Source organism: Pseudomonas sp. F-14 TE3482 (genome assembly GCF_053629455.1).
This window is the reverse complement of sequence record NZ_JBRJII010000001.1, coordinates 1120136-1145945: the sequence shown is the minus strand read 5'-3', so window position 1 is coordinate 1145945 and position 25810 is coordinate 1120136. Positions and strand designations below refer to the sequence as shown.

Below are 25810 nucleotides of genomic sequence, written 5' to 3'. Positions count from 1 at the left end.
AAGGCGCTGTGGCCTCTTTCGTGTTTCGAAACTCAATACCCGTCTGGATCTTCTTTAATTGGCACTGCCGCCCAGAAGCAGGGCGGCTGCCATTGTCTTTAATGAAATGCTCATGTTCAGCCTCGACCGCGGCGGCCAAAGAAGAAGGAAGCAATGAACATCACCAGGAATACGACAAAGAGAATCTTGGCGATACCCGTGGCGGTGCCCGCGATACCACCGAAGCCCAATACTGCAGCGATGATGGCAATGATCAGGAATGTGATTGCCCAGCTCAACATGGTGATTCTCCTTACGCTTCTATTTAAAGGTGTTGCTTGTGGTGCTTATCCCGGCGCGTTGAGCGCGCCAAGTTCGTTTACTTAAAACACCCAACGCTCCTGAGACGTCTCGTCCACAGGCTGGGCCTGGTCGACATCCATCATTCGCATCGAGTCGCTGTCAGCCAGGTTGCTGCTGACCGCGCTGAAATGGGTTTGGGGTGCGTGTGGAATCGACAGGTGCGGCGTCTCTGGCTGCTGGCTCTGTTCCCAGCGCAAGAACTGCTGGCCGCCAATCAAGGTGATCAACAATGCCAGCAGGGCAAACAAACCTTGCTGGATATGCAATGGCGAGATACGCAATTGAGCGGCACCTTGGCGATTCATCCTGAAGTTCCTCCCTCTAGGGGTAGGTTGGCGGGCACTGATTGATTAAATGCCCTGATTACTCAGATACCTGCAGCCTGCATGCCACCTTTTTGTCAGGTTTAATCTGATCAGAATCAATGAGTTACATGGTTTGTGAAAATAGGTTCGGACGCATCCTGCACGATGGCCCATTCAAGGCCGTGCGTAATGCACGATGGATTCGCCAAAACTTTCAATATTTTTGGAATTGAAGGAAGGGCGCGGATGTCAGAAAGGGACGCAGGCAATTGCCGAAGAGTGGTGCATTAATAAAAATTTAAATAAATCAGCGGGTTATCTTGTTATGAAGTAGATAGCACCGCTGATATGGCTGAAATCGGCCACAATCAATCATGCAACTTGCCCGATTTTTCCGGGCATAACCCACTTCAACAATAAAGGAGCGTAGGAACATGGAATCAGCCACTGAGCATCAAGGCCGCATTCTGCTGGTAGACGACGAGTCCGCCATCCTTCGAACCTTTCGCTATTGCCTCGAAGACGAAGGCTATAGCGTGGCTACGGCGACCAGCGCGGCTCAGGCTGAAGCCTTGTTGCAGCGCCAGGTTTTTGATCTGTGCTTCCTCGATTTGCGCCTGGGTGAAGACAATGGGCTCGATGTGCTGGCCCAGATGCGCATCCAGGCGCCCTGGATGCGGGTGGTGATCGTCACTGCTCACTCGGCCGTGGACACTGCCGTGGATGCGATTCAGGCCGGTGCCGCCGACTATCTGGTCAAACCTTGCAGCCCCGACCAGTTGCGCCTGGCTACTGCCAAACAACTGGAAGTTCGGCAGCTCTCGGCGCGTCTGGAAGCCCTCGAAGGTGAAGTGCGAAAACCCAAGGAGGGCCTGGACTCCCACAGTCCGGCGATGAAAGTGGTGCTCGAAACCGCACGCCAGGTTGCCAGTACTGACGCCAACATCCTGATTCTCGGCGAGTCCGGCACCGGTAAAGGTGAACTGTCACGGGCAATTCACGGCTGGAGCAAACGCCAGAAGAAGTCCTGCGTCACCATCAATTGCCCGTCCCTGACTGCCGAACTAATGGACAGCGAACTTTTCGGCCACAGCCGGGGGGCGTTCACCGGTGCCAGCGAAAGCACGTTGGGTCGTGTCAATCAGGCCGACGGCGGAACGTTGTTTCTCGACGAGATCGGCGATTTTCCCCTGACCTTACAGCCAAAATTGCTGCGTTTCATTCAGGACAAGGAATACGAACGCGTGGGCGACCCGGTAACCCGTCGCGCCGACGTGCGAATCCTCGCCGCCACTAACCTCAACCTGGAAGACATGGTTCGCGATGGTCGTTTTCGTGAGGACTTGCTCTATCGTCTCAACGTCATCACCTTGCACCTGCCGCCGCTTCGCGAGCGCAGGGAAGATATTTTGAATCTGGCGGACCGCTTCCTGGCGCGCTTCGTCAAGGAATACTCGCGTCCAGCCCGGCGTTTCAGCGACGAGGCGCGCGAAGCGCTGCTCAGCTACCGCTGGCCGGGCAACATTCGCGAGCTGCGCAACGTGGTGGAGCGCGCGAGCATTATTTGTCCGCAGGAGCGGGTAGAGCTCAGCCACTTGGGCATGGCCGAAACCCCGACCAACCACACGCCACGCATTGGTGCTGCGCTGAGCCTGGATGAACTGGAAAAAGCTCACATTGGCGCGGTTCTCGCCACGGCCGACACGCTGGATCAGGCGGCCAAAACCTTGGGTATCGATGCCTCGACCCTGTACCGCAAACGCAAGCAGTACAACTTGTGAGTCGTAACCGATGAAACTGGCGATGACGTTGCGCACCCGGCTGTTTCTGAGTATTTCCGCACTGATTACGGTGGCGCTGCTTGGGCTCTTGCTCGGGCTGGTCGGCGTGATGCAGATGGCAGGGACTCAGGAAGCCCTGATCCGTGACAACTTCGTCACGCTGGATCTGGGATTGAAGCTGCGTCAGACCTTGGGTGATCAACTGATCATCATGCTCGACGAGCAACCGGATCCTGCGGCGTTTGAGGCGTCCAAACAGCATTCCCTTGAATTGTTTGACGAAGGCATTGCTCGCGAACCGTCCAGCGAAGGTGCCCAGTATGGTTTCAAAAAGGCCAAGGCTGATTATCAGAACCTACTGCAGTCCTTTGATTTTTCCAGTGCTCCTATCCAGGTAGTCGGTGGTGACGGGGATCTTGCGGAAAAATTCAACGCGTTGCGTAACGGTTTGATCTCTGAACAGAAGCGCGCACTGGGAAACATCACTGAGATCGAACGCAAGGCCCGGGAGCGGGCACTGTTGATTGCCGGCCTGCTTGGGTTGGTCGGGGTGGCGGTGTTGTTCATCGGCTTCATTACCGCCCATGCGATCGCCCGGCGGTTCGGGGCTCCGATCGAGGCCTTGGCCGCAGCGGCTGACAACATCGGCCAGGGTAATTTCGAAGTGACCCTGCCGATTTCCTCCGCGGTGGAAATGAACCAACTGACCCGGCGTTTCGGCATCATGGCCGAGGCCTTGCGTGAGCACCAGGCTACCAATATCGACGAACTGCTCGCCGGCCAGCAACGCTTGCAAGCAGTGCTCGACAGCATCGACGACGGTTTGCTGATCATTGATCGTCAAGGTCATCTTGAGCACCTCAATCCGGTGGCTCAGCGTCAGTTAGGCTGGGACACCGATCGTCTCGGCCAAGGGCTGGGTACGGCGCTTGAGCGTCCCGAACTGGATGAACAACTGCAACTGGTATTGCGCGGTGGCACCCTGGAACGAGCGCCAGACGACCTGAGCATCGAAGTCGATGGAGAGTCGCGATTGCTGACATATAGCCTGACGCCGGTCAGCCATACCCAGGGTCATATTCTCGGCGCCGTGATGGTGTTGCATGACGTTACCGAACAGCGGGCCTTTGAAAGAGTGCGCAGCGAGTTCGTCTTGCGCGCCTCCCATGAGTTGCGCACACCGGTTACCGGGATGCACATGGCATTCGGCCTGTTCCGCGAGCGGACGCATTTTGCCGAAGACTCCCGCGAAGCTGACCTGCTGGACACCGTCAACGAAGAAATGCAGCGCCTGATGCAGTTGATCAATGACTTGCTGAATTTCTCTCGCTATCAAAACGGCCTGCAAAAACTCACCCTGGCACCCTGCTCCATCGAAGACTTGCTGGATCAGGCCCAGACACGTTTTGCCCGCTTGGCGCAGGAGAAGGGTATCGAGCTGCTGGTGGAAGTGCAGGGGCCGTTGCCACGGTTGCAAGCCGATCAGGCGCAGCTGGAACGGGTGCTCGACAACCTGATCGACAACGCCTTGCGCCATACCTCCCACGACGGACTGATACGTTTGCAGGCCCGGCGCCATGGTGAACGGATGATTATCAGCGTCGAGGACAACGGCGAAGGCATTGCCTACGGCCAGCAGGGACGGATCTTCGAGCCCTTCGTTCAGGTCGGTCGCAAAAAGGGCGGTGCCGGGCTGGGTCTGGCGCTGTGCAAGGAAATCGTGCAGTTGCACGGCGGACGGATGGGTGTCTATTCGCGGCCGGGGCAGGGGACGCAGTTCTACATGGCGCTGGCGATATAAGCCGGTGCCCTCTCAGGCTTCGTCATCCTGGCGTCGCGTAGTCAGTCGGCGGCCACGGGTAATCAGTTCGATGAACTGCACGGCGCTCAGGGCGTGGGCGAACAGCCAACCCTGACCGAATTTCACCCCTTCGCTGCTCAGAAACACCGCTTGGGCTTCATGTTCAATGCCTTCGGCAATCACCTTGAGTTGCAGGGCCTGAGCCATGCGAATGATGTGCGGTGCCACGCCGCTGCTGGCGGCGTCATGCCCCAGCGCGTCGATAAACGCCTTGTCGATTTTCAGGCAGTCCACCGGTAGGGTCTGCAGGTAGGCGAGGCTGCAATAGCCGGTGCCAAAATCGTCGATCAGCACTTGATGCCCGACATCCCGCAGGGCTTGCAGGTTTTCTCTGGCCACCACCACGTCCACCAATCCGCGCTCGGTCACTTCAAAGGCAATTTGCCTGGCCGCCACCCGGTGCATGCTCAGCAGACGCGCCATCACCTGACCGATACGCGGCACCATGACATCGCAGGCCGCCAGGTTGACCGAGATGTACAGCTGCGGATTGGACCGCAACAGTTGCCCGAGCTGTTCCAGCAGGCGCTGTAATACGAAGTCGGTCATCTGGCGAATCTGGCCGGTATTCTCCGCCATCGGAATGAACAGGTCGGGACTGGTCAGCGTGCCGTCCGGCCTGCGCCAGCGCAGCAGGGCTTCAGCGCCGACGCAGTTGCGGCTGTCGAGGTCGAAGATCGGTTGATATAACACCTGTAGCTCGCCTCGCCGCATGGCGCCTTGCAGTTCGGCATCCAGCGACTGACGCTGGCGTACCAGCAAAAACACCAGAATGCCTACACAGGCACTCAGCGCCAGGCTGGCCGGCAGTAGCCACCACCATACCGGCGGTACATGCATTCCGGTACGTGGGGTGATCAGTACCAGTTGGTATTCGGGGGTGTTAGTGGGCATTCGGTAAATCAGGCGGGTAGGGGTGACTTGCAGCGCATCGGGGCTTTTCGGGGGCCAGGGCTCCGCGGGGGGCCAGGCCTGAGCGACACCGAGCACCGGAATCGCCCGGGTGCCATGGTCGAGCACCACCAACAGGCTGCTCCCCGGAGACAGATCGACCATGTCGGTCAAATGCCCGCGCGACGTCGCAACCCGGAAATTGCCACGCCCAAGCATCAGTGCGGCGCGGTTCTCATCGGGTTCGGTGGTGGTGTTCAGCCAATAGCTGTAGGTGGGACCCTTGATGTCCGGCGGTCGGATCAGCGATACCCCTTCCTGGCGAGGGCGGTTGGAGCAGGTTCGCGATGTGTCCATATAAACGGCTTCATAAACGAAGCGGTAATTGAAGCTGACCTGCTGCAGGGTGGCGATCATTTCGTCATCGCAACCTCGCAGCGGTTGGGCTTCCAGGTCATCGAGGCTTTCGCGCAATTGCCCGAACAGCTGCTCCAGCCGGACCAGAAAGCGTTCTCCCTGGGCATTCATTTCCTGGCTTTCGTTGTGCTCGACCTGATTCATCGCCACGAACAAACTGCCGACCGTTAGAAGCGTTGCGCTCAAGGCAGTAGCCAGCATCGCCAAAAACCAAGGGCGATAGAACCAGCTATGCAGTCTCTCCCGAGCAGCAGGCATCATGGAATATCCGAAGAATTACCAATGAGTTATAGCTGCTGATTTGGAAAAAGCGCTGACCGTCGGGCGGGCGTCATTATTTTGTCTGATTCAACACCTGAAGAATCGCCGCGGTCTGGGCGTCCGGTGTGCCGTCGAAACGGGAAGGGCGAAAATGCAGCTGGAAGGCCGCCAGCACATTGCGTGTCGCTACATCCAGTTCGCCGGTTTGCGGCGTGGCATAGCCCAAGCGGGCAAGCTGCGCCTGAAACCAACTGATGCTGGGTAATTGCACCGCGAACTGCGCTTGCTGCCGCGCCACGGCCTGCTCGTTCGGCCATATTCCCAGGCCTTCGGCAGCCAGGCGCTTCCAGGGAAACAGTGGGCCGGGGTCGAGTTTGCGCATCGGTGCGATGTCGCTATGGCCAATGATATGACGGGGGCTGATGCCTTGGCGCTTACTGATGTCTTTGAGCAGGAAGATCATCGACTGAATCTGGGCTTCGCTGTAGGGATACCAAAGACGCCCGTTCGGGGTGTCCTCAAAGCCCTGATTGACGATCTCGATACCAATGGAACTGGAGTTCAGCCAGGTCCGGCCTTGCCATTCGCTTTCGCCTGCGTGCCAGGCCCGGAAATTTTCATCTATCAGCTTATAAATAGTGGCGCGCTTGTCGTCGCTAATCAGGTAGTGGCTGCTGACCTCGCCATGGGTCAGTAATTGCAGTGAGGTTTCCAGGGATGCGGAGGTGTAATGCATCACCACGAACTGAATACGATTGTCGTAATTGGCTGAACGGTGGCTGGTATCGATTCGGGGGCCGCTGGCACAACCGGCCAATAGAAGCAGCGAGACAATAAGAGCAAGACATTTCATGGTGGGAGGCAGTACACGCAAGACAATAATGCAACAGTGTAACGGTATTGCCTTGCGCGCAGATGGCAAAAAATGCTGTTTTAAACAAAATGGAACAATTAGCTATCAGCCCGCTTCTACTCGATTCCGGCCATTATTTTTCGCCCGATATAGCGCCTGATCGGCTCTTTTAAGTACCAAATCGCTGTGTTCGCCCGGTCTGAAGGCGGTCAATCCCATGGAAATGGTGATGGTGACTCGCTCGCCCTTGAAGTGGAACGGGCAGGCTTCGATCGATGCGCGCAAGGTTTCCAGTAGTTTTGCGCCGACCATAGGTAGTGTGGCAGGCATCAATAGCACAAACTCCTCACCGCCAAATCGGGCAATGAAATCAGACCCACGCAGACGCTTGCGTAGAACGCTGGCGATGATTTTCAGCACCTTGTCGCCCGCCAGATGGCCATAGTTGTCGTTGATGCGTTTGAAATGGTCGAGGTCGAGCATTGCCAGCAACAGGGTAGTGCCATGTTGTTGCCATTGACCAATTTCGTGCTCCAGGCGTTCGCTCCAGGCTGCTCGATTGGGTAAACCTGTCAGTGGATCGATCAGCGCCTTCTGACGCTGTTCTTCGAGATGCTCACGGTAGCCCAGGGCTTCCTGCTCCATGTGGGCAACCCTTTCGGCCAGGCATTGCAGACGGGCCGCTACTTCCTGCTCACGCTCATCGCGCTGCTTCTGGTGTTGGTCCATGGTGCCGAGCAGGCCTTCGAGATGGTTTTCCAGCACATGCTTGAGATCATCAAGGTCCGCCGCTTCCTGCATGCTGCTTTGCAAGCCGTCGACTTGCTCGCGAATCTGCGTGTCCATATCCCGTGCGGCTGAGCGGTTGTCGGCGTGGCCTTCGCTCGCGGCTTGCAGGTTGCTCTGGAATGACTCGAGGCGTTCGTTGAGTTGCTGCAAATAGGCTTCGAATTCGTGCTGGCCGCTGTCGGTGATTGCCAGCATCAATGTGGCCAGGTCATCGAGAATGGGCAGCAGTTCGTACCAGTTCAAGCCATTTTGAAGACGATCGCGCATCGCCTCGGCTTGCGGACGATGGCGCTCAGGCAGCGCCAGGTCATCGAGAAGGCCCAGCAGGGTGTCCTCGATGTGCTTGGCGACAGAGCTATAGGAGGGCTCCGGCGAGTCCGGCAGGCCATACAGAATATCGTGCCCGGACGGCTCTGGATCGATGGCCACCGGAGTGAGCTCATCGGGATTGATTGCCGACAGAACCTGAGTGACCGGTAGGGCGATCGCCGGAACCGGCTCTTGTGATTGCTCGATATCGGGGCGGGTTTGTAGCTCCGTCACTTGGCTGCTCGTAGCTTCTGGCTCAAGGACGGGTGGCTCAAACGCCACGACTTCAGCCGCAGGCGCCATTGCTATGGGCGCCTCAATTTGCGCTGGCTCGGGGGGGGCAGTGGCGGGCATCGCGGCTTCGACGGTTGGCGATACCCCTTGCGGTTTATCGGCGGCTGGCGCGAGATTGGCCGTCGCTTGTGGGGGCTCGGCCGGCGAGGCTGCAATCGGTTCGACAGGTTGCGGGGCAGGCATATGCGATTCGGGGACGGCGAGCTGTGGCGCGGTCTCTTCCGTTTCCCTGCTGAACAACCGCTGCAGAAAACCCGGGCGATCAGGTTCGGCAGGGTTCTCCAGCAGGTTCAAGGCTTTGCCTTGCAAGCCGCTCAGCTCGCTAAGCAGCAACGGGATTTCGCGAGCCTGGCTTACGCGTCCATCCAGTTGCTTGGCGAAATGCTTCAGTGGCCGGCTCACTTCCCGGGGCAGCGGCAACGCTTGCAACTGAGAGACCAGCGCTGTCAGGGCGGCACTGACTTGATTGACCCGGGTTTCCCGGCGCTGCTCGGAGTCGAGCACGGCTCTTTCCAGGCGTGGCAGCAAGGCTGCCAGGCCGGCGTCCATGTCATCGGTGCGTACGACTTCACGCATTTCCTTCATGCATTGATCAACGGCGCGATCGGTTCCTTCCGCGGCCAGGGTGCTGCGCACCAGCCCACGACGCAACAGATCAAGCCGGGCGTCCCATCGACGTTCCAGTTTTTCTTGTTGTTCGATGCTTTTGAGGTATTTCTCTTTCCAGCGCTGTGCTTCGTCGCTCATTCAGGCAGGACTCAACGCGGGCAATGCATCGGCCGTGAGCGAACCTGGCAGACGAATCTCTACCGCGACCGGCAGGTGATCGGAAATGGGCTGTGCCAGCACTTCGACCTTTTCAAGGGTCAGAGTGGGGCTGAGCAGAATATGGTCCAGACAACGCTGCGGGCGCCAGCTGGGGAAGGTCGCTTCAAGTTGCGGCGCGAGCAGGCCTAGATCACGCAACGGGGAGTTTTGCAGCAAGTCACTGGCATGGGTATTCATGTCGCCCATCAGCACCTGGTGTTTATAACCGCCAATTAGCTCGCGGATGTAGGCCAGTTGCAGGCTACGGGCGCGAGCGCCCAGCGCCAGGTGCATCATCACCACCACGAGTGCCTCCGGACCTTCGCCGAAGCGCACCAGAATGGCCCCGCGACCCTTGGGTCCCGGCAGCGGATGATCTTCAATCGCCCACGGGCGCAGTCGGCTGAGTACACCATTGCTGTGCTGACCGAGATGGCCGAGGTTGCGATTGAGTTGTTGATACCAGTAGGGGAAGGCGCCGAGCTGCGCCAGGTGTTCGACCTGATTGACGTAACCTGATCGCAGACTGCCGCCATCGGCTTCCTGCAAGGCGACCAGATCGAAATCGCCCAGCAGATTACCGATTTTTTGCAGATTGTCGGCACGCCCGGTGTGCGGCAACAGATGCTGCCAGCCGCGGGTCAGATAGTGCCGATAGCGCTCGGTACTGATACCAACCTGGATATTGAAACTGAGTAAACGCAGACGGCTGTCCACGGGCAACCCCGTCGATTCCAGGTGATGCTCGTTGACCTGCGGATGATGCAGGCCAACGATGCGTTCAGTTCCCCAGCGGCGCATGGCAGGTGCCGCGCTTAGTTGGCGACGGCCTTGGTTGCCGCTCGCTCTTTGGCAACCAGTTGGTCGGCCAGTTTCAGCGCTTGTTCGGCACCACCAGCAGAGCCGATGTCAAAGCGATACTTGCCGTTGACGACCATGGTAGGCACGCCGGAGATTTCATATTTCTTTGCAAGCTCTTTGGCTTTGTTGATCTGGCCCTTGATGGCGAAGGAGTCGAAGGTGGCCAGGAACTTGTCCTTGTCTACACCTTGGGTCGCCAGGAAGTCTGCCATGTCGTCTTTGTCGGTCAGTTTCTTGTGTTCTTTCTGAATCGCTTCGAAAACTGCCGCGTGAACCTTGCTTTCGACGCCCATGGCTTCAAGGGTCAGGAACATCTGGCCGTGTGCGTCCCAAGGGCCGCCAAACATGGCCGGAATGCGCACGAAGTTCACGTCGGAAGGCAGTTTTTCAACCCATGGGTTAATGACGGGTTCGAAGGCATAGCAATGCGGGCAACCGTACCAGAACAGCTCCACGACTTCGATCTTGCCGGGCACGGCCACCGGGACCGGATTGCTCAGCTCGACATAGGGCGCTGCAGGTTTTTCGGCGGCTTGGGCAGTCATGCCGAACAGGCTGGCAGCGACGAGCGCGGCGCTGATGATCAGATTACGCATGCTTTACTCCTGGACAATTGGGTCGCCTCGCGCGACCTGTTTTCAGACAGATCCTGGCGGGCTTGAGTTTGTAGTGTAACGGCAGCAGCCACAAAAAAGGGCAGCCAAAGCCACCCTTTTTATGTTTGCATCGACGGATTAATCGAGTGTTAACGTTGCAAGAGATGTACATCTCCAGCAACGCTTGTTCGATCAGTCTCAGTGCAAGCCTTGAATATAGCTGGAGACTGCGGCGATATCTTCGTCGCTCAGCTTTTTAGCGATGCTCTGCATCGGTTTGGTGTCGCCGTCGTTGGTCCGGCCACCTTCTTCTTTCCTGAAGTCGGTCAGTTGCTTGCCGACGTACTGAGCATGCTGGCCGCCCAGATGCGGGAAGCCCGCAGCTGCGTTGCCCTTGCCGTCCGGAGAGTGGCAGCCGGTGCAGGCTGGCAGACCCTTGGCCAGGTCGCCACCACGGAACAACGCTTCACCGCGCGCCACGACTTTCGGATCGGCGGCACCGACGCTGCCTTTCTGGCTGGCGAAGTAGGCGGAGATATCGGCCAGGTCCTGATCGCTCAGGTTGGTCAGCAGGCCGGTCATTTCCAGCACCGTGCGCTTGCCGGACTTGATGTCGTGCAGCTGTTTGTTCAGATAACGCTCGCCCTGGCCTGCCAGTTTCGGAAAGTTAGGCGCCATGCTATTGCCATCCGGGCCATGGCAGGCACCGCATACGGCGGCTTTCGCCTGGCCGGCGGCTGCATCACCTGCAGCATGGGCAATGCCGGAGATCCCCACGGTCAACAGCAGACTCACGATCAGTTTGTTCATCAGCTAATCCAACTACGGCTAAGGGTTAAAGAGTTATGGGCCGGGTTTACTCGCTCATCCAGTGGATGATGGCTCGGTAATCCTCGGCACTGCAGTCCATGCACAAACCACGCGGCGGCATCGCCTTGAAACCCTGGGTCACGTGTTGCACCAGCGTCTCCATACCTTTCGCCAACCTCGGCGTCCAAGCTTCCTGATCGCCCTTGCGGGGCGCCATGGGTAGTTGGCCGGAATGACAGGCACCACAAACACGGTTGTACACAGCTTCCGGATCCTGTGTAGCCTGAGCGCTGTAAAGCGGCATCAAGACACCGGCAGCTAGCAGCCATTTCGTCATAAAACGACCTTTTCAGGGTTGAGAGCGTGCTGCGTTCTAATTCGCAATCAAGGTTAATCGCTCTCGTGAACTTCATCCTACGCTGGGACAAAGCGCACACAAAATCTGCGGCATTATATACTGGCGTCACTGAAACGGAAACGACACAGCTTGCCGCGTCCATTCCCGGCGCCGCCCACATCGGAAATCCCATGCAACTCAAGAACCCCATCCTCGGTCTGTGCCAACAGTCCACCTTCATGCTCAGCGCCGCCAAAGTCGATCAATGCCCCGACGACGAAGGCTTTGAAGTGGCCTTCGCCGGGCGTTCCAACGCCGGCAAGTCCAGCGCATTGAACACCCTGACACATGCCAGCCTGGCGCGGACCTCGAAAACTCCGGGTCGCACGCAGCTGTTGAACTTCTTCAAGCTAGACGATGAACGCCGTCTGGTCGACCTGCCGGGTTACGGTTACGCGAAAGTGCCGATCCCGTTGAAGCTGCACTGGCAGCGTCACCTGGAAGCCTATCTGGGCGGTCGCGAGAGTTTGAAAGGTTTGATTCTGATGATGGACATCCGTCATCCAATGACCGATTTCGACCTGCTGATGCTCGATTGGGCCGTTGCCAGCGGCATGCCGATGCATATTTTGCTGACCAAGGCAGACAAGCTGACCTATGGCGCGGCGAAAAACGCGCTGCTCAAGGTTCAGGCGCAAATCCGCAAGGGCTGGGGCGATACGATCACTATCCAGCTGTTTTCGGCACCGAAACGAATGGGGCTGGAAGACGCCTACACTGTACTGGCGGGCTGGATGGAGTTGGCAGACAAGGGCAGCGAGGCTGCCGAGTAAGGCTTTTACAGGTGAAAAGCCAGGCAAAAAAAACCCCGGACTTCATATGGGGAGGGAGAAGTTCCGGGGTTCAAGTTCCGGACCGCTAGGGCGGGGTCCAGATATCTGCCAACACTTAACACAACATAGGAGCATCGAAGGGCTTCACCAGCCATTCAGTATCTCTGAGTGGCGGTTCACGGATTTAGTTCAGACTATTTTCAAAAACCATTGGAAATAATCGATGTCATTTTCCGCACTATAGCCCTTCGTTATTTTGTGCTGCGGCATATGGCCGCAGCACAGGCGTCGTTCAGGCCGATCAGTGCGCTTCATCCCAGTTGTTGCCTACGCCTACCTCGACCAGAAGCGGTACATCCAGTTGTGCGGCGCTACTCATATGCACGCGAATCTCCTCACGCACCTGATCGATCAGGTCCTCACGCACCTCAAGCACCAATTCATCGTGTACCTGCAGGATGACTTTGGCGTCCAGGCCTGACGATGTCAGCCAGTTATCCACCGTTACCATGGCTTTTTTGATGATGTCCGCCGCGGTGCCTTGCATTGGGGCATTGATTGCCGTGCGCTCGGCCGCTTTGCGCAGAGCCTGGTTTTTTGCGTTGATTTCCGGCAGGTAGAGACGACGGCCGAAGATGGTTTCGACGAAACCTTGCTCGGCGGCCTGGGCGCGCGTGCGCTCCATGTATTCCAGTACGCCGGGATAACGGGCGAAGTAGCGGTCGATGTAGGCCTGGGACTGTTTGCGGTCCACGCCGATCTGCTTGGCCAGGCCAAACGCGCTCATGCCGTAGATCAAACCGAAGTTGATGGCTTTCGCACTACGACGCTGATCGTTGGTGACCGCGTCCAGTTCGACGCCAAACACCTCTGCGGCCGTTGCCCGGTGTACATCGAGGTTGTTGCGGAAGGCGTGCAGCAAACCTTCGTCCTTGGCCAGATGCGCCATGATCCGCAGTTCGATTTGCGAGTAGTCCGCGGCTAGCAGCTTGTAGCCTTTCGGCGCGACGAACGCCTGACGAATCCGACGACCTTCGGCAGTGCGAATCGGAATGTTCTGCAGGTTCGGGTCGATCGATGACAAACGTCCGGTGGCGGCGACGGCTTGCTGGTAAGACGTATGAATGCGCCCGGTGCGAGCGTTGATCTGCTCTGGCAAACGGTCGGTGTAGGTGCTTTTGAGCTTGCTCAGCGAGCGGTACTGCATCAGCACCTTGGGCAGCGGGTAGTCCTGTTCGGCCAGCTCGGCCAGCACCGCTTCGGCAGTCGAGGCCTGGCCTTTGGCGGTTTTGCTGATTACAGGCAAACCGAGCTTTTCGTAGAGGATCACGCCCAGCTGCTTCGGCGAACCGAGGTTGAATTCTTCACCGGCAATGGCAAAGGCCTCGCGCTCAAGGGCGACCAGTTTCTCGCCCAGTTCGACGCTCTGGATGCCCAGCAGGTTGGCATCCACGAGCGCGCCCTGACGCTCGATTCGGGCCAGAACCGGCATCAGCGGCATTTCAATCTCGTTGAGCACTTTGCCCAGGCTTGGCGTTGCTGCCAGTTTTTCCTGCAAAGCCTGGTGTAGACGGAAGGTGACGTCAGCGTCTTCGGCGGCATAGGGGCCTGCCAGCTCAAGAGAGATCTGGTCGAAAGTCAGCTGTTTGACGCCTTTGCCCGCGATCCCTTGAATGTCGGTCTTGCTTTGGCCCAGGTATTTGAGCGCCAGGCTGTCCATGTCGTGGCGGGTGGCCGTCGAGTCCAGGACGTAAGACTCGAGCATGGTGTCGTAGGCAATGCCCTGAACAATAATCCCGTTGCTCTGATCGCCACCGATGGCGCAGTTGGCGAGAATATTGGTTTCGAACTTGGCGTGTTGGCCGACTTTCAGTTTATTCGGGTTTTCCAGCAGTGGCTTCAGCGCCAGCAGCACAGTGTCGCGATCCAGTTGCTCCGGCACGCCCATGTAGGAATGGGTCAGCGGAATGTAGGCCGCTTCGTTGGCCGCGACGGAAAACGACAGACCCACCAGTTGTGCATGTTGGGCATCGCTGCCGTTGGTTTCGGTGACGAAGGCAATCAACGGCGCCTTGTCGAGCTTGTCCAGCCAAGCCTCGAAGTGCTTTTGGTCGAGAATGGTTTCGTACTTCGCCTCGGCGGCGCCCGGTTGTTCCTGGGCGACCTCGACAATGTCCTGACCTGCGCGCTTGGCATCGCGCTGGTTCTCTTCGAACCAGCTCTTGAACTCCAGCAGGGAATACAGTTCGGCGAGTTTATCGTGATCCGGTGGCCCCATATGCAAGTCATCGAGGCCGAAGTCCAGCGGTACATCGATCTTGATGGTTGCCAAGCGATAAGAAAGAAAGGCCATTTCCTTATGTTCTTCAAGCTTGGCCGGCAGGGTCTTGGCGCCACGAATCGGCAGGGTCGGGACGATGTCGAGCTGCGCATAGAGCTCGGCCAGGCCGCCGTTCACACCGACCAGCAGGCCGGACGCGGTTTTCGGGCCAATACCCGGAACGCCCGGAATGTTGTCGGACGAATCGCCCATCAGTGCCAGATAATCGATGATCTGCTCGGGAGCGACGCCGAATTTCTCCTTCACGCCCTCAATGTCCAACGTGCTACCGGTCATCGTATTGACCAAGGTAATGTGCCCGTCGACCAGTTGCGCCATGTCCTTGTCGCCGGTGGAGATCACCACCGGGCGGTCGGCGGCCGCGCTGCTGCGGGCCAGGGTGCCGATCACGTCGTCGGCTTCGACGTTGTCCACGCACAGCAATGGAAAGCCCAAGGCCTTGACGCTGGCGTGCAACGGTTCGATCTGAACCCGCATGTCGTCGGGCATGCTTGGGCGATTGGCCTTGTATTCGGCGAACATTGCGTCGCGGAACGTCCCGCCCTTGGCGTCGAACACCACGGCGAACGGGCTGTCCGGGTACTGCTTGCGCAGACTCTTGAGCATGTTCAAGACGCCCTTGACCGCTCCGGTCGGCAGGCCTTTGGACGTGGTCAGCGGTGGCAGCGCGTGAAAGGCGCGGTACAGATAAGAAGAACCGTCCACCAGGACGAGGGGGGCTTGGCTCATGAGCAGGATCAACCTTTTCGGCGGGTCCGGCGCTAGAATAGCGGGACCGTTGACGACAAAGGGACAAGGTTATCATGCGCACACTAAATCGCTTGTTGCTGGCTGGCTTGTTTGCAATCACTCCATTGGCTGTCATGGCGGCGGACGAAGCGCCCTCGGCAGACCCGGATGTAACAATCCGCACGGAAGGCGATAAAACCATTCAGGAGTATCGGCAAAATGGTTTTTTGTATGCCATCAAGGTGACCCCGAAAGTCGGCAAACCGTATTTCCTGGTGCGCGCTGATGGCTCCGACGGTAACTTCATCCGCTCGGACCAGCCGGATATGCTGATTCCGTCGTGGAAAATATTCGAGTGGTAAACCGCTCCTAACTTAAATCGGCGCCGGCAGTCGCGGCGCCCGTACTGGCAGTTTTAACCATGTCTGTGTTCACCCCCCTGGCTCGGCCCGAGCTGGAAACCTTTCTCGCCCCTTACGGGCTTGGCCGCCTGCTTGATTTCCAGGGGATCGCCGCCGGTAGCGAAAACACCAATTTCTTTATCAGCCTGGAGCAGGGCGAGTTTGTCCTGACTCTGGTCGAGCGCGGTCCGGTGCAGGAGATGCCGTTTTTCATCGAACTGCTCGACGTGCTGCACGACGCCAACCTGCCGGTGCCTTATGCCCTGCGCACCACCGACGGCGTCGCGTTGCGCGAACTGGCCGGTAAACCTGCGCTGTTGCAGCCCCGTCTGGCGGGCAAGCACATCAAGGACGCCAACGCGCAGCATTGCGCTCAGGTCGGCGAGCTGCTGGCTCATCTGCACTTGGCGACCCAAGCCAACATGATCAAACGCAAAACCGATCGCGGCCTGGACTGGATGCTGGAAGAGGGCACGCAGTTGCTTTCGCACCTGAATGCCGAGCAAAGCGATTTGCTGCAACGGGCGCTGGATGAAATCACACAGCAGAAGACGAAAATTCTGGCGCTGCCGCGGGCCAACATCCACGCCGACCTGTTCCGCGATAACGCGATGTTCGAAGGCACGCACCTGACCGGGTTGATCGACTTCTACAACGCCTGTTCCGGGCCGATGCTCTATGACGTGGCGATTGCCTTGAACGATTGGTGCTCGGACGAGCAAGGGCAGCTTGATGGCGCTCGGGCGCGGGCATTGCTGGGCGCTTATGCCGCGCTGCGACCGTTTACCGCTGCCGAGGCCGAGCTATGGCCGACCATGCTGCGCGTGGCGTGCGTTCGGTTCTGGTTGTCGCGGTTGATCGCCGCGGAGTCTTTCGCCGGGCAGGACGTGTTGATTCACGATCCGATGGAGTTTCAGCTGCGGCTGATGCAGCGGCAGAAGGTCCACACACCGCTGCCTTTCGCCCTCTAAAAGCATCGCGGGCAAGCCACGCTCCCACAGGGTTTGTGTCGTTCATAATATTGGCGAACGACACAAACCCTGTGGGAGCGTGGCTTGCCCGCGATTGGGGGCGACACAATTTTCGGAACTACAGCGACTCCAGACACCCAGCCAAATCATTCCCCAGCTTTTCCAGCAACTGCTCATACCCTTGAGCGGTCGCTGGCGTGTACCCGCCGAGCGCATCCAGTTCCGCCAGTTTCACCGGCAGCCCGGCCACCAGGGTTTCTGCCAGGCGCGGGCGCAGCGGTGGTTCGCTAAACACGCAAGTCTTGCCGACCTCCTGCAACCGAGTGCGCATCGCCGCCACATGCTGGGCGCCGGGTTGTACTTCGGCTGCGACACTGAATACGCCAGTGTGCTTGAGGCCGTAAGCGTCTTCGAAGTAGTCGAAGGCTTCGTGAAACACGAAGTAAGGCTTGCCCGCGATACCCGCCAGACGAGCCTTCAGGCGCAGGTCCAAAGCATCCAGACGCTCATCGAACACCTTGAGGTTGCTCTGGTAGCGCGCTGCGTTGGCTGGATCGGCGGCACTCAGATCGGCGGCCATTTTGGTAGCGATCACGCGGGCGTTGATCGGTGACAACCACAAATGCGCATCCAGATTGCCAGGGCGGTGATCGTGGTCATGCTCGTCGGCTTCTTCGGCGTGGGAGTGGTTATCTTCGGCGAAGTGTCGCAGTTTCAGGCCAGGCAAGTCTTGCACCGCGACGCTGGGCAACGTACGACCTTTCAGCACACGGGGCAGGAAACCTTCCATGTCCGGGCCGATCCAGTACAGAAGATCCACCGATTGCACTTTCCGTACATCGGATGGACGCAAGGCATAGTTATGGGGCGAGGCACCGGGCGGCAGCAAAACTTCCGGAACCGCTACGCCGTCCTGCACCGCCGCGGCTATCAGCTGCAGAGGCTTGACGCTGGTGAGGACTTTAACCTCGGCTTGAGCTGAGCCGATCAGCAGAAAACTGGCGACAAATGCGACAAAGATAGAAAAAAGTCGGGACACGATGACCACTCAAAGAGGCGAGAACGGGTAACATAATAACGTCTCTCACAAAACTCGTCGCCGCTCATGCCTAAAACACCGATTGCCAGCCGTCCCCACGACCACTCTCATTGCGTACATAGCGCATTGTCTGAGGCCGATGTCTTGTGCGCACGTCAGGGGCTGCGTCTGACCGCTTTGCGCCGGCGAGTGCTGGAACTGGTGTGGCAAAGCCACAAACCGTTGGGTGCCTATGACATTCTGGCGGTGCTCAGCGAGCAGGACGGCCGCCGCGCCGCGCCTCCTACCGTGTACCGCGCGCTGGATTTCCTGCTGGAAAACGGCTTGGTACATCGCATCTCCTCGTTGAACGCCTTCGTCGGCTGCAATCACCCGGAACACGCCCACCAGGGGCAGTTTCTGATTTGCCGCGAATGCCACGCCGCCATCGAACTCGAACAGAAATCCATCAGCGACGCGATCATCGATAGCGCCAAAGATGTCGGATTTATCGTCGAAGCCCAGACCGTTGAAGTCATCGGTCTCTGCTCGGGTTGCCAGGGGGCTTGATGAGCAACGCGCTGATTCGTCTCGAGCAGGTGGCTGTCACCTTTGCCGGGCAAAACGTGCTGGACAACATCGAGCTGAGTGTCGAGCCGGGGCAGATCGTGACCTTGATCGGCCCCAATGGTGCCGGCAAAACCACGCTGGTGCGCGCGGTGCTCGGCCTGTTGAAACCGGACAGCGGCAGCGTCTGGCGCAAGCCGAAGTTGCGCGTCGGTTACATGCCGCAAAAACTCCATGTCGACCCAACCCTGCCGCTTTCGGTGCTGCGCTTCTTGCGTCTGGTGCCAGGCGTGGACCGCGCTCGGGCGTTGGCCGCCCTCAAGGAAGTCGGTGCCGAACAGGTCATCGACAGCCCGGTGCAAAGTGTTTCCGGTGGCGAAATGCAGCGGGTGCTGCTGGCGCGGGCATTGCTGCGCGAGCCAGAATTGCTGGTGCTTGATGAGCCGGTACAAGGCGTCGACGTGGCCGGTCAAGCCGAGCTCTACAGCCTGATCACACGCTTGCGTGATCGTCATGGTTGCGGCGTTTTGATGGTTTCTCACGATTTGCATCTGGTGATGAGCACCACCGACCAGGTGGTGTGCCTGAACCGCCACGTCTGCTGTTCCGGGCATCCCGAGCAGGTCAGCGGCGATCCGGCATTCGTCGAGCTGTTCGGAAAAAACGCACAAAGCCTGGCGATTTATCACCACCATCACGATCACGCCCACGACCTGCATGGCTCGGTGGTCAGCGCGGGCCCGTCCACTCACGTTCATGGAGATAGCTGCAAGCATGGCTGATTTTCTGCTCTTTGCCCTGCTTGCAGGTCTGGCCCTGGCGCTGGTCGCGGGGCCGTTGGGTTCGTTCGTGGTCTGGCGACGCATGGCCTATTTCGGCGACACCCTGTCCCATGCCGCATTGCTCGGCGTGGCACTGGGTTTTCTGCTGGATGTCAGCCCGACCGTTGCCGTCACGGTAGGCTGCTTGTTGCTGGCGGTATTGCTGGTGACGTTGCAACAACGGCAGCCCCTGGCGTCTGACACGCTTTTGGGAATTCTCGCACCCAGCACGCTCTCTCTTGGCTTGGTGGTACTAAGCTTCATGCATGAAGTGCGGATCGACCTGATGGCCTATCTGTTCGGCGACTTGTTGGCGATCAGTCCGACCGATCTGGCGTGGATCCTCGGCGGTAGCGCGGCGGTGCTCGCCTTGCTTGTCACGCTGTGGCGACCTTTGCTGGCGATTACGGTGCATGAAGAACTGGCCAAAGTGGAAGGTTTGCCAGTGGCGGCGTTGCGCCTGGCGCTGATGTTGCTGATCGCTGTGGTGATTGCGGTGGCGATGAAAATCGTCGGCGTGTTGCTGATTACTTCGTTACTGATTATTCCGGCGGCTGCGGCACAGCGTCACGCCCGCTCGCCGGAGCAGATGGCATTGGGCGCGAGCCTGCTGGGCATGCTCGCGGTGTGTGGCGGGCTGGCGTTGTCCTGGTTCAAGGACACTCCGGCCGGCCCGTCGATTGTGGTGACGGCCGCCGCGCTGTTTCTGCTGAGTTTTGTCCTGCCCCGTCGAGGGGTGTAGACTTGCTCGTTTTTTGCGCAAATAGAGAGTCGCAGGAATGAAGCCGTTCGCCTCCCGTTATCTGCTCCTTGTCGCATTTTCGCTGCTGCTGGGCGCATGCCAAAGCACGCCACCGGCGGCCACTGAGGCCCCCGATGCGCGGGCCACGGCGATCGCACAGCTGGAACAAAGCCTGGCCAGCAGCGAACTGGCCACCGCCGAAGGACAATTGGCGGCTTTGCAGGCCGAGTCGCCCAACGATCAGTCCCTCGAGCAATACCAGCGGCAATTGGCCGAAGCTTATTTGCTGCGTAGCCAGATCGTGCTGCAAAAAGGTGATGTGAATGCAGCAGCCACGGCGCTGAGCCGTGCCCGGCTGTTGATGCCCAAGGCCCCGGCGCTGACCGGTGGCGTCAACAGCGCCATTGTCCATGCCCGCAAGGCAGAACTGGATAAAGCCGAAGCAGCTCTCAAGGCTGCCGAAGCCAAACCTCAGGCCAAAGTCATCGACCCGACGGCTGAAAGTACTACGGTGGCGTTGAATCTCACCGATATGAGCAAGCTTCGTCGTCAACTGGATGCCATCGCCGCCGATGTGGTGAATTATCAGTGCGACGTGAGCATTCAGGCGCCGCGCACCCAGGATTACCCATGGTTGGCCACGCTGCTGACCAAACGGGTGAAAAAACTGGATTCGGAGTTTGATCTGAAGCTGGAGAAACAGATCCTGCGCAACATTCCGGCGCAGATGGTGTTGAGTCCGCGTAAGCCTTAAAAGCTTCGCGGGCAAGCCTCGCTCCTACAGGGGTTATGCTGTACCTGTGAGCGAGGCTTGCCCGCGAAGGCGTCCTTCTGTTCGATAAAAATCCTTAAGCCGGAACCGCCTTGGCCTTAGGCTCCCTCTCCCAAATCCGATGCTGTCCGATCGCGGTGAAAAACGCCTCGAACAGTTTGGCATCGTTACCCACGATTAACCCCGCATCCACTTCCAGCTTCAACACATCCAACAACTGCCTTGCCTCGCTATGCAGCGCAATCGCTTTCAAGTGCTTATAGGCTTCCAGCAGGTAATGCAGTGCTACACCATCGGTACTCAGCGCCTTGATCGACGCCGCGCCACCCGGCACGAATACAGCGTCGAACGCTACAGAAGGCAGACCTTCCATCGACGCATCTACCGGCAGCGCTTTGCCGTCGGCGGTTGTCACAGGGGCCGAGGTCGGACCGAGCAGTTTGGCGTGCGCGCCTTCGGCCATCAGAGCCTTCTTCATCGCATCAATCGCCGCGCCATCCACCCCGTTGGCTGCCAGAATGGCCACTTTTCGGGTTTTGATATCCCCTGACAGCAGGTTGGCCTGGCTCAGGGCGGGGGAGTGGTCGAGTGACGTTTTACGCACCTCGACCGTTCCGGCCTTCGGTACCGGCAAGCCCAGGTTCTGTGCCACGCGTTTGGCCAGTTCCAGATCGATATTGGCCAGGATCTCATTCACCTGCCGCGCACGAATAAATTCACGTTCGACCTTGCCCAGCTCGAAGCTGTAGGCCGCGATGATATGTTCCTGCTCATGCTTGCTCATGCTGTGAAAGAACAGCCGCGCCTGAGAGAAGTGGTCGGCGAACGATTCGCTGCGCTGACGGATTTTCGCAGCGTCGATGCGCTCCGGATAAGTCTCGAAGCCGCCGTCCTGCGCTCCCGGTGGGGTTTCCTTCGGCCAGCCGCTGTCGATGGAGTTTGGCTCGTAGGAAGCGCGTCCCTTGTCGATGGTGGTGCGGTGCTGCGCATCTCGTTGACCATTGTGGAACGGTGCCACCGGGCGGTTGATCGGGATCTCATGAAAATTTGGCCCACCCAGTCTGCTGATCTGAGTATCGGTATAGGAAAACAACCGGCCTTGCAGCAACGGGTCATTGGAGAAGTCGATCCCCGGCACGATATGCCCGGGGCAGAAGGCGACCTGCTCGGTCTCGGCGAAGAAATTGTCCGGGTTGCGGTTGAGCACCATCTTGCCCAGCGGAGTGATCGGCACGACTTCCTCAGGAATGATTTTGGTTGGATCGAGAAGGTCGAAATCGAAGGCATGTTCGTTTTCCTCCTCGATAACCTGTACGCCCAATTCCCATTCCGGGTAGTCCCCCATCTCGATGGACTCCCAGAGATCGCGACGGTGGAAGTCGGTGTCCTTACCGGCAAGCTTCTGCGCTTCATCCCACACCAGCGAGCAGGTGCCGGCAGCGGGGCGCCAGTGGAATTTTACGAAGCGCGCCTTGCCTTCGGCATTGATCATGCGAAACGTGTGCACGCCGAAGCCCTGCATGGTGCGCAGGCTTTTGGGGATGGCCCGGTCGGACATGGTCCACATCACCATGTGCGCGGATTCCGGCACCAGAGAAACAAAGTCCCAGAACGTATCGTGGGCCGAACCGCCGGTAGGAATCTCGTTGTGGGGTTCGGGTTTTACCGCGTGTACGAAGTCAGGAAACTTGATTGCATCCTGAATGAAGAACACTGGCATGTTGTTGCCCACCAGATCGAAGTTGCCTTCGTCGGTGAAAAACTTCACCGCGAAGCCTCGTACATCTCGCACCGTATCGCCTGACCCGCGCGGACCTTGCACCGTGGAAAAGCGCACAAAAACCGGAGTCTTTTGATGTGGGTCTTGTAGGAACCCGGCCTTGGTCAGTACGGAATGGGTTTCATATGCCTGGAAGTAACCATGTGCGCCGGTACCACGGGCATGGACGATGCGCTCGGGAATGCGTTCATGGTCAAAGTGCGTGATCTTTTCACGCATGATGAAATCTTCCAGCAACGACGGCCCGCGGGCACCGCCCTTCAACGTGTTCTGATTGTCCGCGACCTTCACACCCTGGTTGGTGCGCAAGGCCTGTTCGGTGGCATCGGAGCAAAATTTTTCCAGGCTGTCGAGCTTGGCATTGGTGTTGCCGCGGTCCAGGGTATCGGTCCCGGCCAGTGCGCTTTTGGGGGCGGCAGGCTTTTTAGTACTCATCAGACGTAAACTCCTCGTTGCGATTCCCGTCGGGCCAAGGCTTATGAGCCATTGCCCATACACGGCATCCAGGCATTCTCGAGTTGCCTAATCAGTGACCGATGGCGCGTTGGCGCCGTTCCCTTTTTCTGACCTTTGATCGCGTTATTGCCAAATCGCTGGTTGAATGCGAAATAAATGCTAAGAACCTCTATACGGACAGGCTAAAATGCGCGCCCGGCTAACCGCTGATCCTTTTCTAACGCGCCCCACAAGGTTCGCTACGTGATCGAGTTTCAAAACGTCCACAAAACTTACCGCGTCGCCGGTAAGGATATTCCCGCCCTGCATCCGACCAGTCTGACGATTGAGAATGGTCAGGTCTTTGGTCTGATCGGCCATTCCGGCGCGGGAAAAAGTACCCTGCTGCGTCTGATCAATCGCCTGGAAAACTCCAGTGGCGGCAAGATCATCGTCGATGGTGAAGAAGTCACCGCGCTGGATGCCAATAGCCTGCGGCGCTTCCGTCAGCAGGTCGGGATGATTTTTCAGCACTTCAACCTGCTGGCCTCCAAAACCGTGGCCGACAATGTCGCGCTGCCGCTGACCCTCGCCGGTGAACTGTCCCGTAGCGAAATCGACCGGCGTGTGGCGGAGTTGCTGGCGCGGGTCGGCCTGGCTGACCATGCGAAAAAGTACCCGGCGCAATTGTCCGGCGGTCAGAAGCAGCGTGTCGGCATCGCCCGCGCCCTGGCGACCAAACCGAAAATCCTGTTGTGCGATGAAGCCACCAGTGCCCTGGACCCGCAAACCACGGCGTCGGTCCTGCAACTGCTGGCCGAGATCAACCGCGAGCTGAAACTGACCATCGTCCTGATCACCCACGAAATGGATGTGATCCGTCGAGTCTGCGATCAGGTGGCGGTGATGGATGCCGGCAAGATCGTCGAGCAAGGCTCGGTGGCCGAGGTGTTCTTGCATCCCAAGCATCCGACCACCAAGCGCTTCGTGCAGGAAGACGAGCAAATCGACGAAAGCGAACAGCGCGACGACTTCGCTCACGTACCGGGGCGTATCGTGCGTCTGACCTTCCAGGGCGAAGCGACCTACGCGCCGTTGCTGGGTACCGTCGCCCGGGAAACGGGCGTGGACTACAGCATCCTGGCCGGTCGCATCGATCGCATCAAAGACGTCCCTTATGGGCAATTGACCCTGGCCGTCACCGGTGGCGACATGGAAGCGGCGTTTGCTCACTTCACCGCAGCTGACGTCCATATGGAGGTGCTGCGCTGATGGAAGTCCTGATGAGTTTCTTTTCCAATATCGACTGGTACGAAATCTGGCTGGCTACCGGCGACACCCTGCTGATGCTCGGCGGTTCGCTGCTATTCACCGTGCTGTTGGGCCTGCCGCTGGGCGTGCTGTTGTTCCTGTGCAGCCCGCGCCAGTTGCTGGAAGCCAAAGGCGTGTACGCGATGTTGTCGCTGGTGGTGAACATTCTGCGTTCGTTGCCATTCATCATTTTGCTGATTGTGATGATTCCGTTCACCGTGTTGATCACGGGCACCTCCCTGGGTGTCGCCGGTGCGATTCCACCCTTGGTGGTGGGTGCCACGCCGTTCTTCGCACGACTGGTGGAAACCGCCTTGCGTGAAGTGGATCGCGGCATCATCGAGGCGACCCAGGCCATGGGCGCAACGACACGTCAGATCATCATCAATGCTTTGCTGCCGGAAGCCCGCCCGGGCATCTTCGCGGCGATTACGGTGACAGCGATTACACTGGTGTCCTACACGGCAATGGCCGGTGTGGTCGGCGCTGGCGGTCTGGGCGACCTGGCGATCCGTTTCGGTTACCAGCGTTTCCAGACGGATGTGATGGTTGTGACGGTGGTGTTGCTGCTGATGCTGGTTCAAGTGCTGCAAACCGTTGGCGACAAATTGGTTGTCCACTTCTCACGTAAATAAGTCATGAGCCGGCCATTCGCTGGCAGGCGCCAAACGGGCGCCTCACAAGGAGTTAGCTGAATGAAAAAACTACTCGTCGCGTTCGCTGCCGTTGCAGCCTTTTCCGCACACGCTGCCGACACCCTGACCGTCGCGGCCACCCCGGTGCCTCACGCGGAAATCCTCGAGTTCGTTAAACCGGCCCTGGCCAAAGAAGGCGTGGACCTGAAGGTCAAAGTCTTCACCGACTACATCCAGCCGAACGTGCAGGTGGCCGAGAAGCGTCTGGACGCCAACTTCTTCCAGCACCAGCCGTACCTGGATGAGTTCAACAAAGCCAAGGGCACCAACCTCGTCAGCGTTGCCGGTGTACACCTGGAGCCGCTGGGCGCTTACTCCAGCAAGTACAAAGCGCTGACCGAGCTGCCGGGCGGCGCCAACGTGGTGATTCCGAACGACGCCACCAACGGCGGTCGTGCGCTGTTGCTGCTGGCGAAGGCTGGCCTGATCAAGTTGAAGGATTCGAACAACATCCTGTCGACCGTGAAGGACATCACCGAGAACACCAAGGACCTGAAATTCCGCGAACTGGAAGCCGCGACCATCCCGCGCGTGCTGACCCAGGTCGACCTGGCGCTGATCAACACCAACTACGCGCTGGAAGCCAAGCTTGATCCGTCCAAGGACGCGCTGGTCATCGAAGGCAGTGACTCGCCGTACGTGAACATCCTCGTTGCCCGTCCGGACGACAAGGACAGCGCCGCGATGCAGAAACTGGTTGCTGCCCTGCACAGCCCGGAAGTGAAAGCCTTCATTCTCGAGAAGTACAAAGGCGCGGTAGTGCCGGCGTTCTGATTTGAAGCTTTAACGAAAAATGGGGCGCATTGAATGCGCCCCATTTTTTTGCCTGAAACACCGACCTTGTGGGAGCGGGCTTGCCCGCGATAGGGCCATCAGCTCC

24 protein-coding genes are annotated in these 25810 nt (G+C 58.6%); 12 read left to right on the top strand and 12 right to left on the bottom strand.

What is annotated here, in order from left to right:
* Nucleotides 1-116 precede the first annotated feature (116 nt).
* Nucleotides 117-281, bottom strand: coding sequence for a DUF1328 domain-containing protein (locus AB7M26_RS05020; RefSeq protein ID WP_003177151.1), 165 nt, complete (start codon nt 279-281; stop codon nt 117-119).
* Nucleotides 282-362: 81 nt separating this feature from the next.
* On the bottom strand, nt 363-647 hold the full coding sequence (locus tag AB7M26_RS05015) for a hypothetical protein (RefSeq protein ID WP_123500498.1): 285 nt from the start codon (nt 645-647) through the stop codon (nt 363-365).
* 434 nt (nt 648-1081) lie between these two features.
* Between AB7M26_RS05015 and algB the strand changes: the two genes are divergently transcribed.
* Together algB and AB7M26_RS05005 are read left to right on the top strand one after the other, a co-directional pair.
* Nucleotides 1082-2428, top strand: coding sequence for a sigma-54-dependent response regulator transcription factor AlgB (algB, locus tag AB7M26_RS05010; RefSeq protein ID WP_008076269.1), 1347 nt, complete (start codon nt 1082-1084; stop codon nt 2426-2428).
* Between the two features lie 10 nt (nt 2429-2438).
* Complete coding sequence (locus tag AB7M26_RS05005) at nt 2439-4229, top strand: ATP-binding protein (protein ID WP_123500500.1); 1791 nt, start codon at nt 2439-2441, stop codon at nt 4227-4229.
* A gap of 12 nt (nt 4230-4241) precedes the next feature.
* On the opposite strand, the gene AB7M26_RS05000 is transcribed toward AB7M26_RS05005, so the two are convergent.
* The 7 genes from AB7M26_RS05000 to AB7M26_RS04970 form a co-directional block, all read right to left on the bottom strand.
* The gene (locus tag AB7M26_RS05000) at nt 4242-5858 is read right to left on the bottom strand and encodes an EAL domain-containing protein (RefSeq protein ID WP_123500503.1); all 1617 of its coding nucleotides are present in this window, start codon (nt 5856-5858) and stop codon (nt 4242-4244) included.
* Between the two features lie 73 nt (nt 5859-5931).
* Nucleotides 5932-6711: an N-acetylmuramoyl-L-alanine amidase gene (locus AB7M26_RS04995; protein WP_123500505.1), complete on the bottom strand. Its 780-nt coding sequence runs from the start codon at nt 6709-6711 to the stop codon at nt 5932-5934.
* A 105-nt stretch (nt 6712-6816) separates the two neighbouring features.
* A complete protein-coding gene (locus AB7M26_RS04990) occupies nt 6817-8850 on the bottom strand; it encodes a GGDEF domain-containing protein (protein WP_123500507.1) in 2034 nt (677 codons plus the stop codon).
* Nucleotides 8851-9711: an endonuclease/exonuclease/phosphatase family protein gene (locus AB7M26_RS04985; protein ID WP_192345218.1), complete on the bottom strand. Its 861-nt coding sequence runs from the start codon at nt 9709-9711 to the stop codon at nt 8851-8853.
* A gap of 14 nt (nt 9712-9725) precedes the next feature.
* Nucleotides 9726-10367 carry a thiol:disulfide interchange protein DsbA gene (gene dsbA / locus AB7M26_RS04980; RefSeq protein WP_123500511.1) on the bottom strand — a complete coding sequence of 214 codons (642 nt, stop codon included), beginning with the start codon at nt 10365-10367 and terminating at the stop codon, nt 9726-9728.
* A 198-nt stretch (nt 10368-10565) separates the two neighbouring features.
* On the bottom strand, nt 10566-11177 hold the full coding sequence (locus AB7M26_RS04975) for a c-type cytochrome (protein ID WP_123500513.1): 612 nt from the start codon (nt 11175-11177) through the stop codon (nt 10566-10568).
* 46 nt (nt 11178-11223) lie between these two features.
* Nucleotides 11224-11514, bottom strand: coding sequence for a c-type cytochrome (locus AB7M26_RS04970; RefSeq protein ID WP_038980343.1), 291 nt, complete (start codon nt 11512-11514; stop codon nt 11224-11226).
* A 191-nt stretch (nt 11515-11705) separates the two neighbouring features.
* Between AB7M26_RS04970 and yihA the strand changes: the two genes are divergently transcribed.
* Nucleotides 11706-12347 (top strand): ribosome biogenesis GTP-binding protein YihA/YsxC, encoded by a 642-nt coding sequence (yihA, locus tag AB7M26_RS04965; RefSeq protein ID WP_123500515.1) that lies wholly within the window; start codon nt 11706-11708, stop codon nt 12345-12347.
* A 301-nt stretch (nt 12348-12648) separates the two neighbouring features.
* Here yihA and polA read toward each other — a convergent pair whose 3' ends face one another.
* Nucleotides 12649-15417 (bottom strand): DNA polymerase I, encoded by a 2769-nt coding sequence (polA, locus tag AB7M26_RS04960; RefSeq protein ID WP_429388179.1) that lies wholly within the window; start codon nt 15415-15417, stop codon nt 12649-12651.
* A 74-nt stretch (nt 15418-15491) separates the two neighbouring features.
* Here polA and AB7M26_RS04955 point away from each other — a divergent pair, with 74 nt between their 5' ends.
* Nucleotides 15492-15779: a DUF2782 domain-containing protein gene (locus tag AB7M26_RS04955; RefSeq protein ID WP_123500518.1), complete on the top strand. Its 288-nt coding sequence runs from the start codon at nt 15492-15494 to the stop codon at nt 15777-15779.
* Nucleotides 15780-15838: 59 nt separating this feature from the next.
* A complete protein-coding gene (locus AB7M26_RS04950; RefSeq protein ID WP_008076252.1) occupies nt 15839-16789 on the top strand; it encodes a homoserine kinase in 951 nt (316 codons plus the stop codon).
* A gap of 118 nt (nt 16790-16907) precedes the next feature.
* On the opposite strand, the gene AB7M26_RS04945 is transcribed toward AB7M26_RS04950, so the two are convergent.
* Nucleotides 16908-17828, bottom strand: coding sequence for a zinc ABC transporter substrate-binding protein (locus AB7M26_RS04945; protein ID WP_192345224.1), 921 nt, complete (start codon nt 17826-17828; stop codon nt 16908-16910).
* Between the two features lie 66 nt (nt 17829-17894).
* Here AB7M26_RS04945 and zur point away from each other — a divergent pair, with 66 nt between their 5' ends.
* Genes zur through AB7M26_RS04925 form a run of 4 tightly spaced genes read left to right on the top strand, consistent with a single transcriptional unit; the run spans nt 17895 to nt 20691 of the window.
* The gene (gene zur, locus AB7M26_RS04940) at nt 17895-18377 is read left to right on the top strand and encodes a zinc uptake transcriptional repressor Zur (protein WP_008076248.1); all 483 of its coding nucleotides are present in this window, start codon (nt 17895-17897) and stop codon (nt 18375-18377) included.
* Complete coding sequence (gene znuC, locus AB7M26_RS04935; protein ID WP_123500520.1) at nt 18377-19156, top strand: zinc ABC transporter ATP-binding protein ZnuC; 780 nt, start codon at nt 18377-18379, stop codon at nt 19154-19156. The genes zur and znuC overlap by 1 nt, the downstream gene beginning before the upstream one ends.
* Nucleotides 19149-19937, top strand: coding sequence for a zinc ABC transporter permease subunit ZnuB (znuB, locus tag AB7M26_RS04930; protein ID WP_123500522.1), 789 nt, complete (start codon nt 19149-19151; stop codon nt 19935-19937). The genes znuC and znuB overlap by 8 nt, the downstream gene beginning before the upstream one ends.
* 37 nt (nt 19938-19974) lie before the next feature.
* On the top strand, nt 19975-20691 hold the full coding sequence (locus AB7M26_RS04925) for a PA5502 family lipoprotein (protein WP_123500523.1): 717 nt from the start codon (nt 19975-19977) through the stop codon (nt 20689-20691).
* Nucleotides 20692-20785: 94 nt separating this feature from the next.
* Here the strand turns inward: AB7M26_RS04925 and katE are convergent, their stop codons facing one another.
* The gene (gene katE, locus AB7M26_RS04920; RefSeq protein WP_429388169.1) at nt 20786-22924 is read right to left on the bottom strand and encodes a catalase HPII; all 2139 of its coding nucleotides are present in this window, start codon (nt 22922-22924) and stop codon (nt 20786-20788) included.
* A 264-nt stretch (nt 22925-23188) separates the two neighbouring features.
* Between katE and AB7M26_RS04915 the strand changes: the two genes are divergently transcribed.
* Genes AB7M26_RS04915 through AB7M26_RS04905 form a run of 3 tightly spaced genes read left to right on the top strand, consistent with a single transcriptional unit; the run spans nt 23189 to nt 25704 of the window.
* Nucleotides 23189-24196: a methionine ABC transporter ATP-binding protein gene (locus tag AB7M26_RS04915; protein WP_123500526.1), complete on the top strand. Its 1008-nt coding sequence runs from the start codon at nt 23189-23191 to the stop codon at nt 24194-24196.
* Nucleotides 24196-24870: a methionine ABC transporter permease gene (locus AB7M26_RS04910; protein ID WP_123500528.1), complete on the top strand. Its 675-nt coding sequence runs from the start codon at nt 24196-24198 to the stop codon at nt 24868-24870. Before AB7M26_RS04915 ends, AB7M26_RS04910 begins: the two co-directional genes overlap by 1 nt.
* Nucleotides 24871-24930: 60 nt before the next feature.
* On the top strand, nt 24931-25704 hold the full coding sequence (locus tag AB7M26_RS04905; protein WP_123500530.1) for a MetQ/NlpA family ABC transporter substrate-binding protein: 774 nt from the start codon (nt 24931-24933) through the stop codon (nt 25702-25704).
* Nucleotides 25705-25810: the final 106 nt, after the last annotated feature.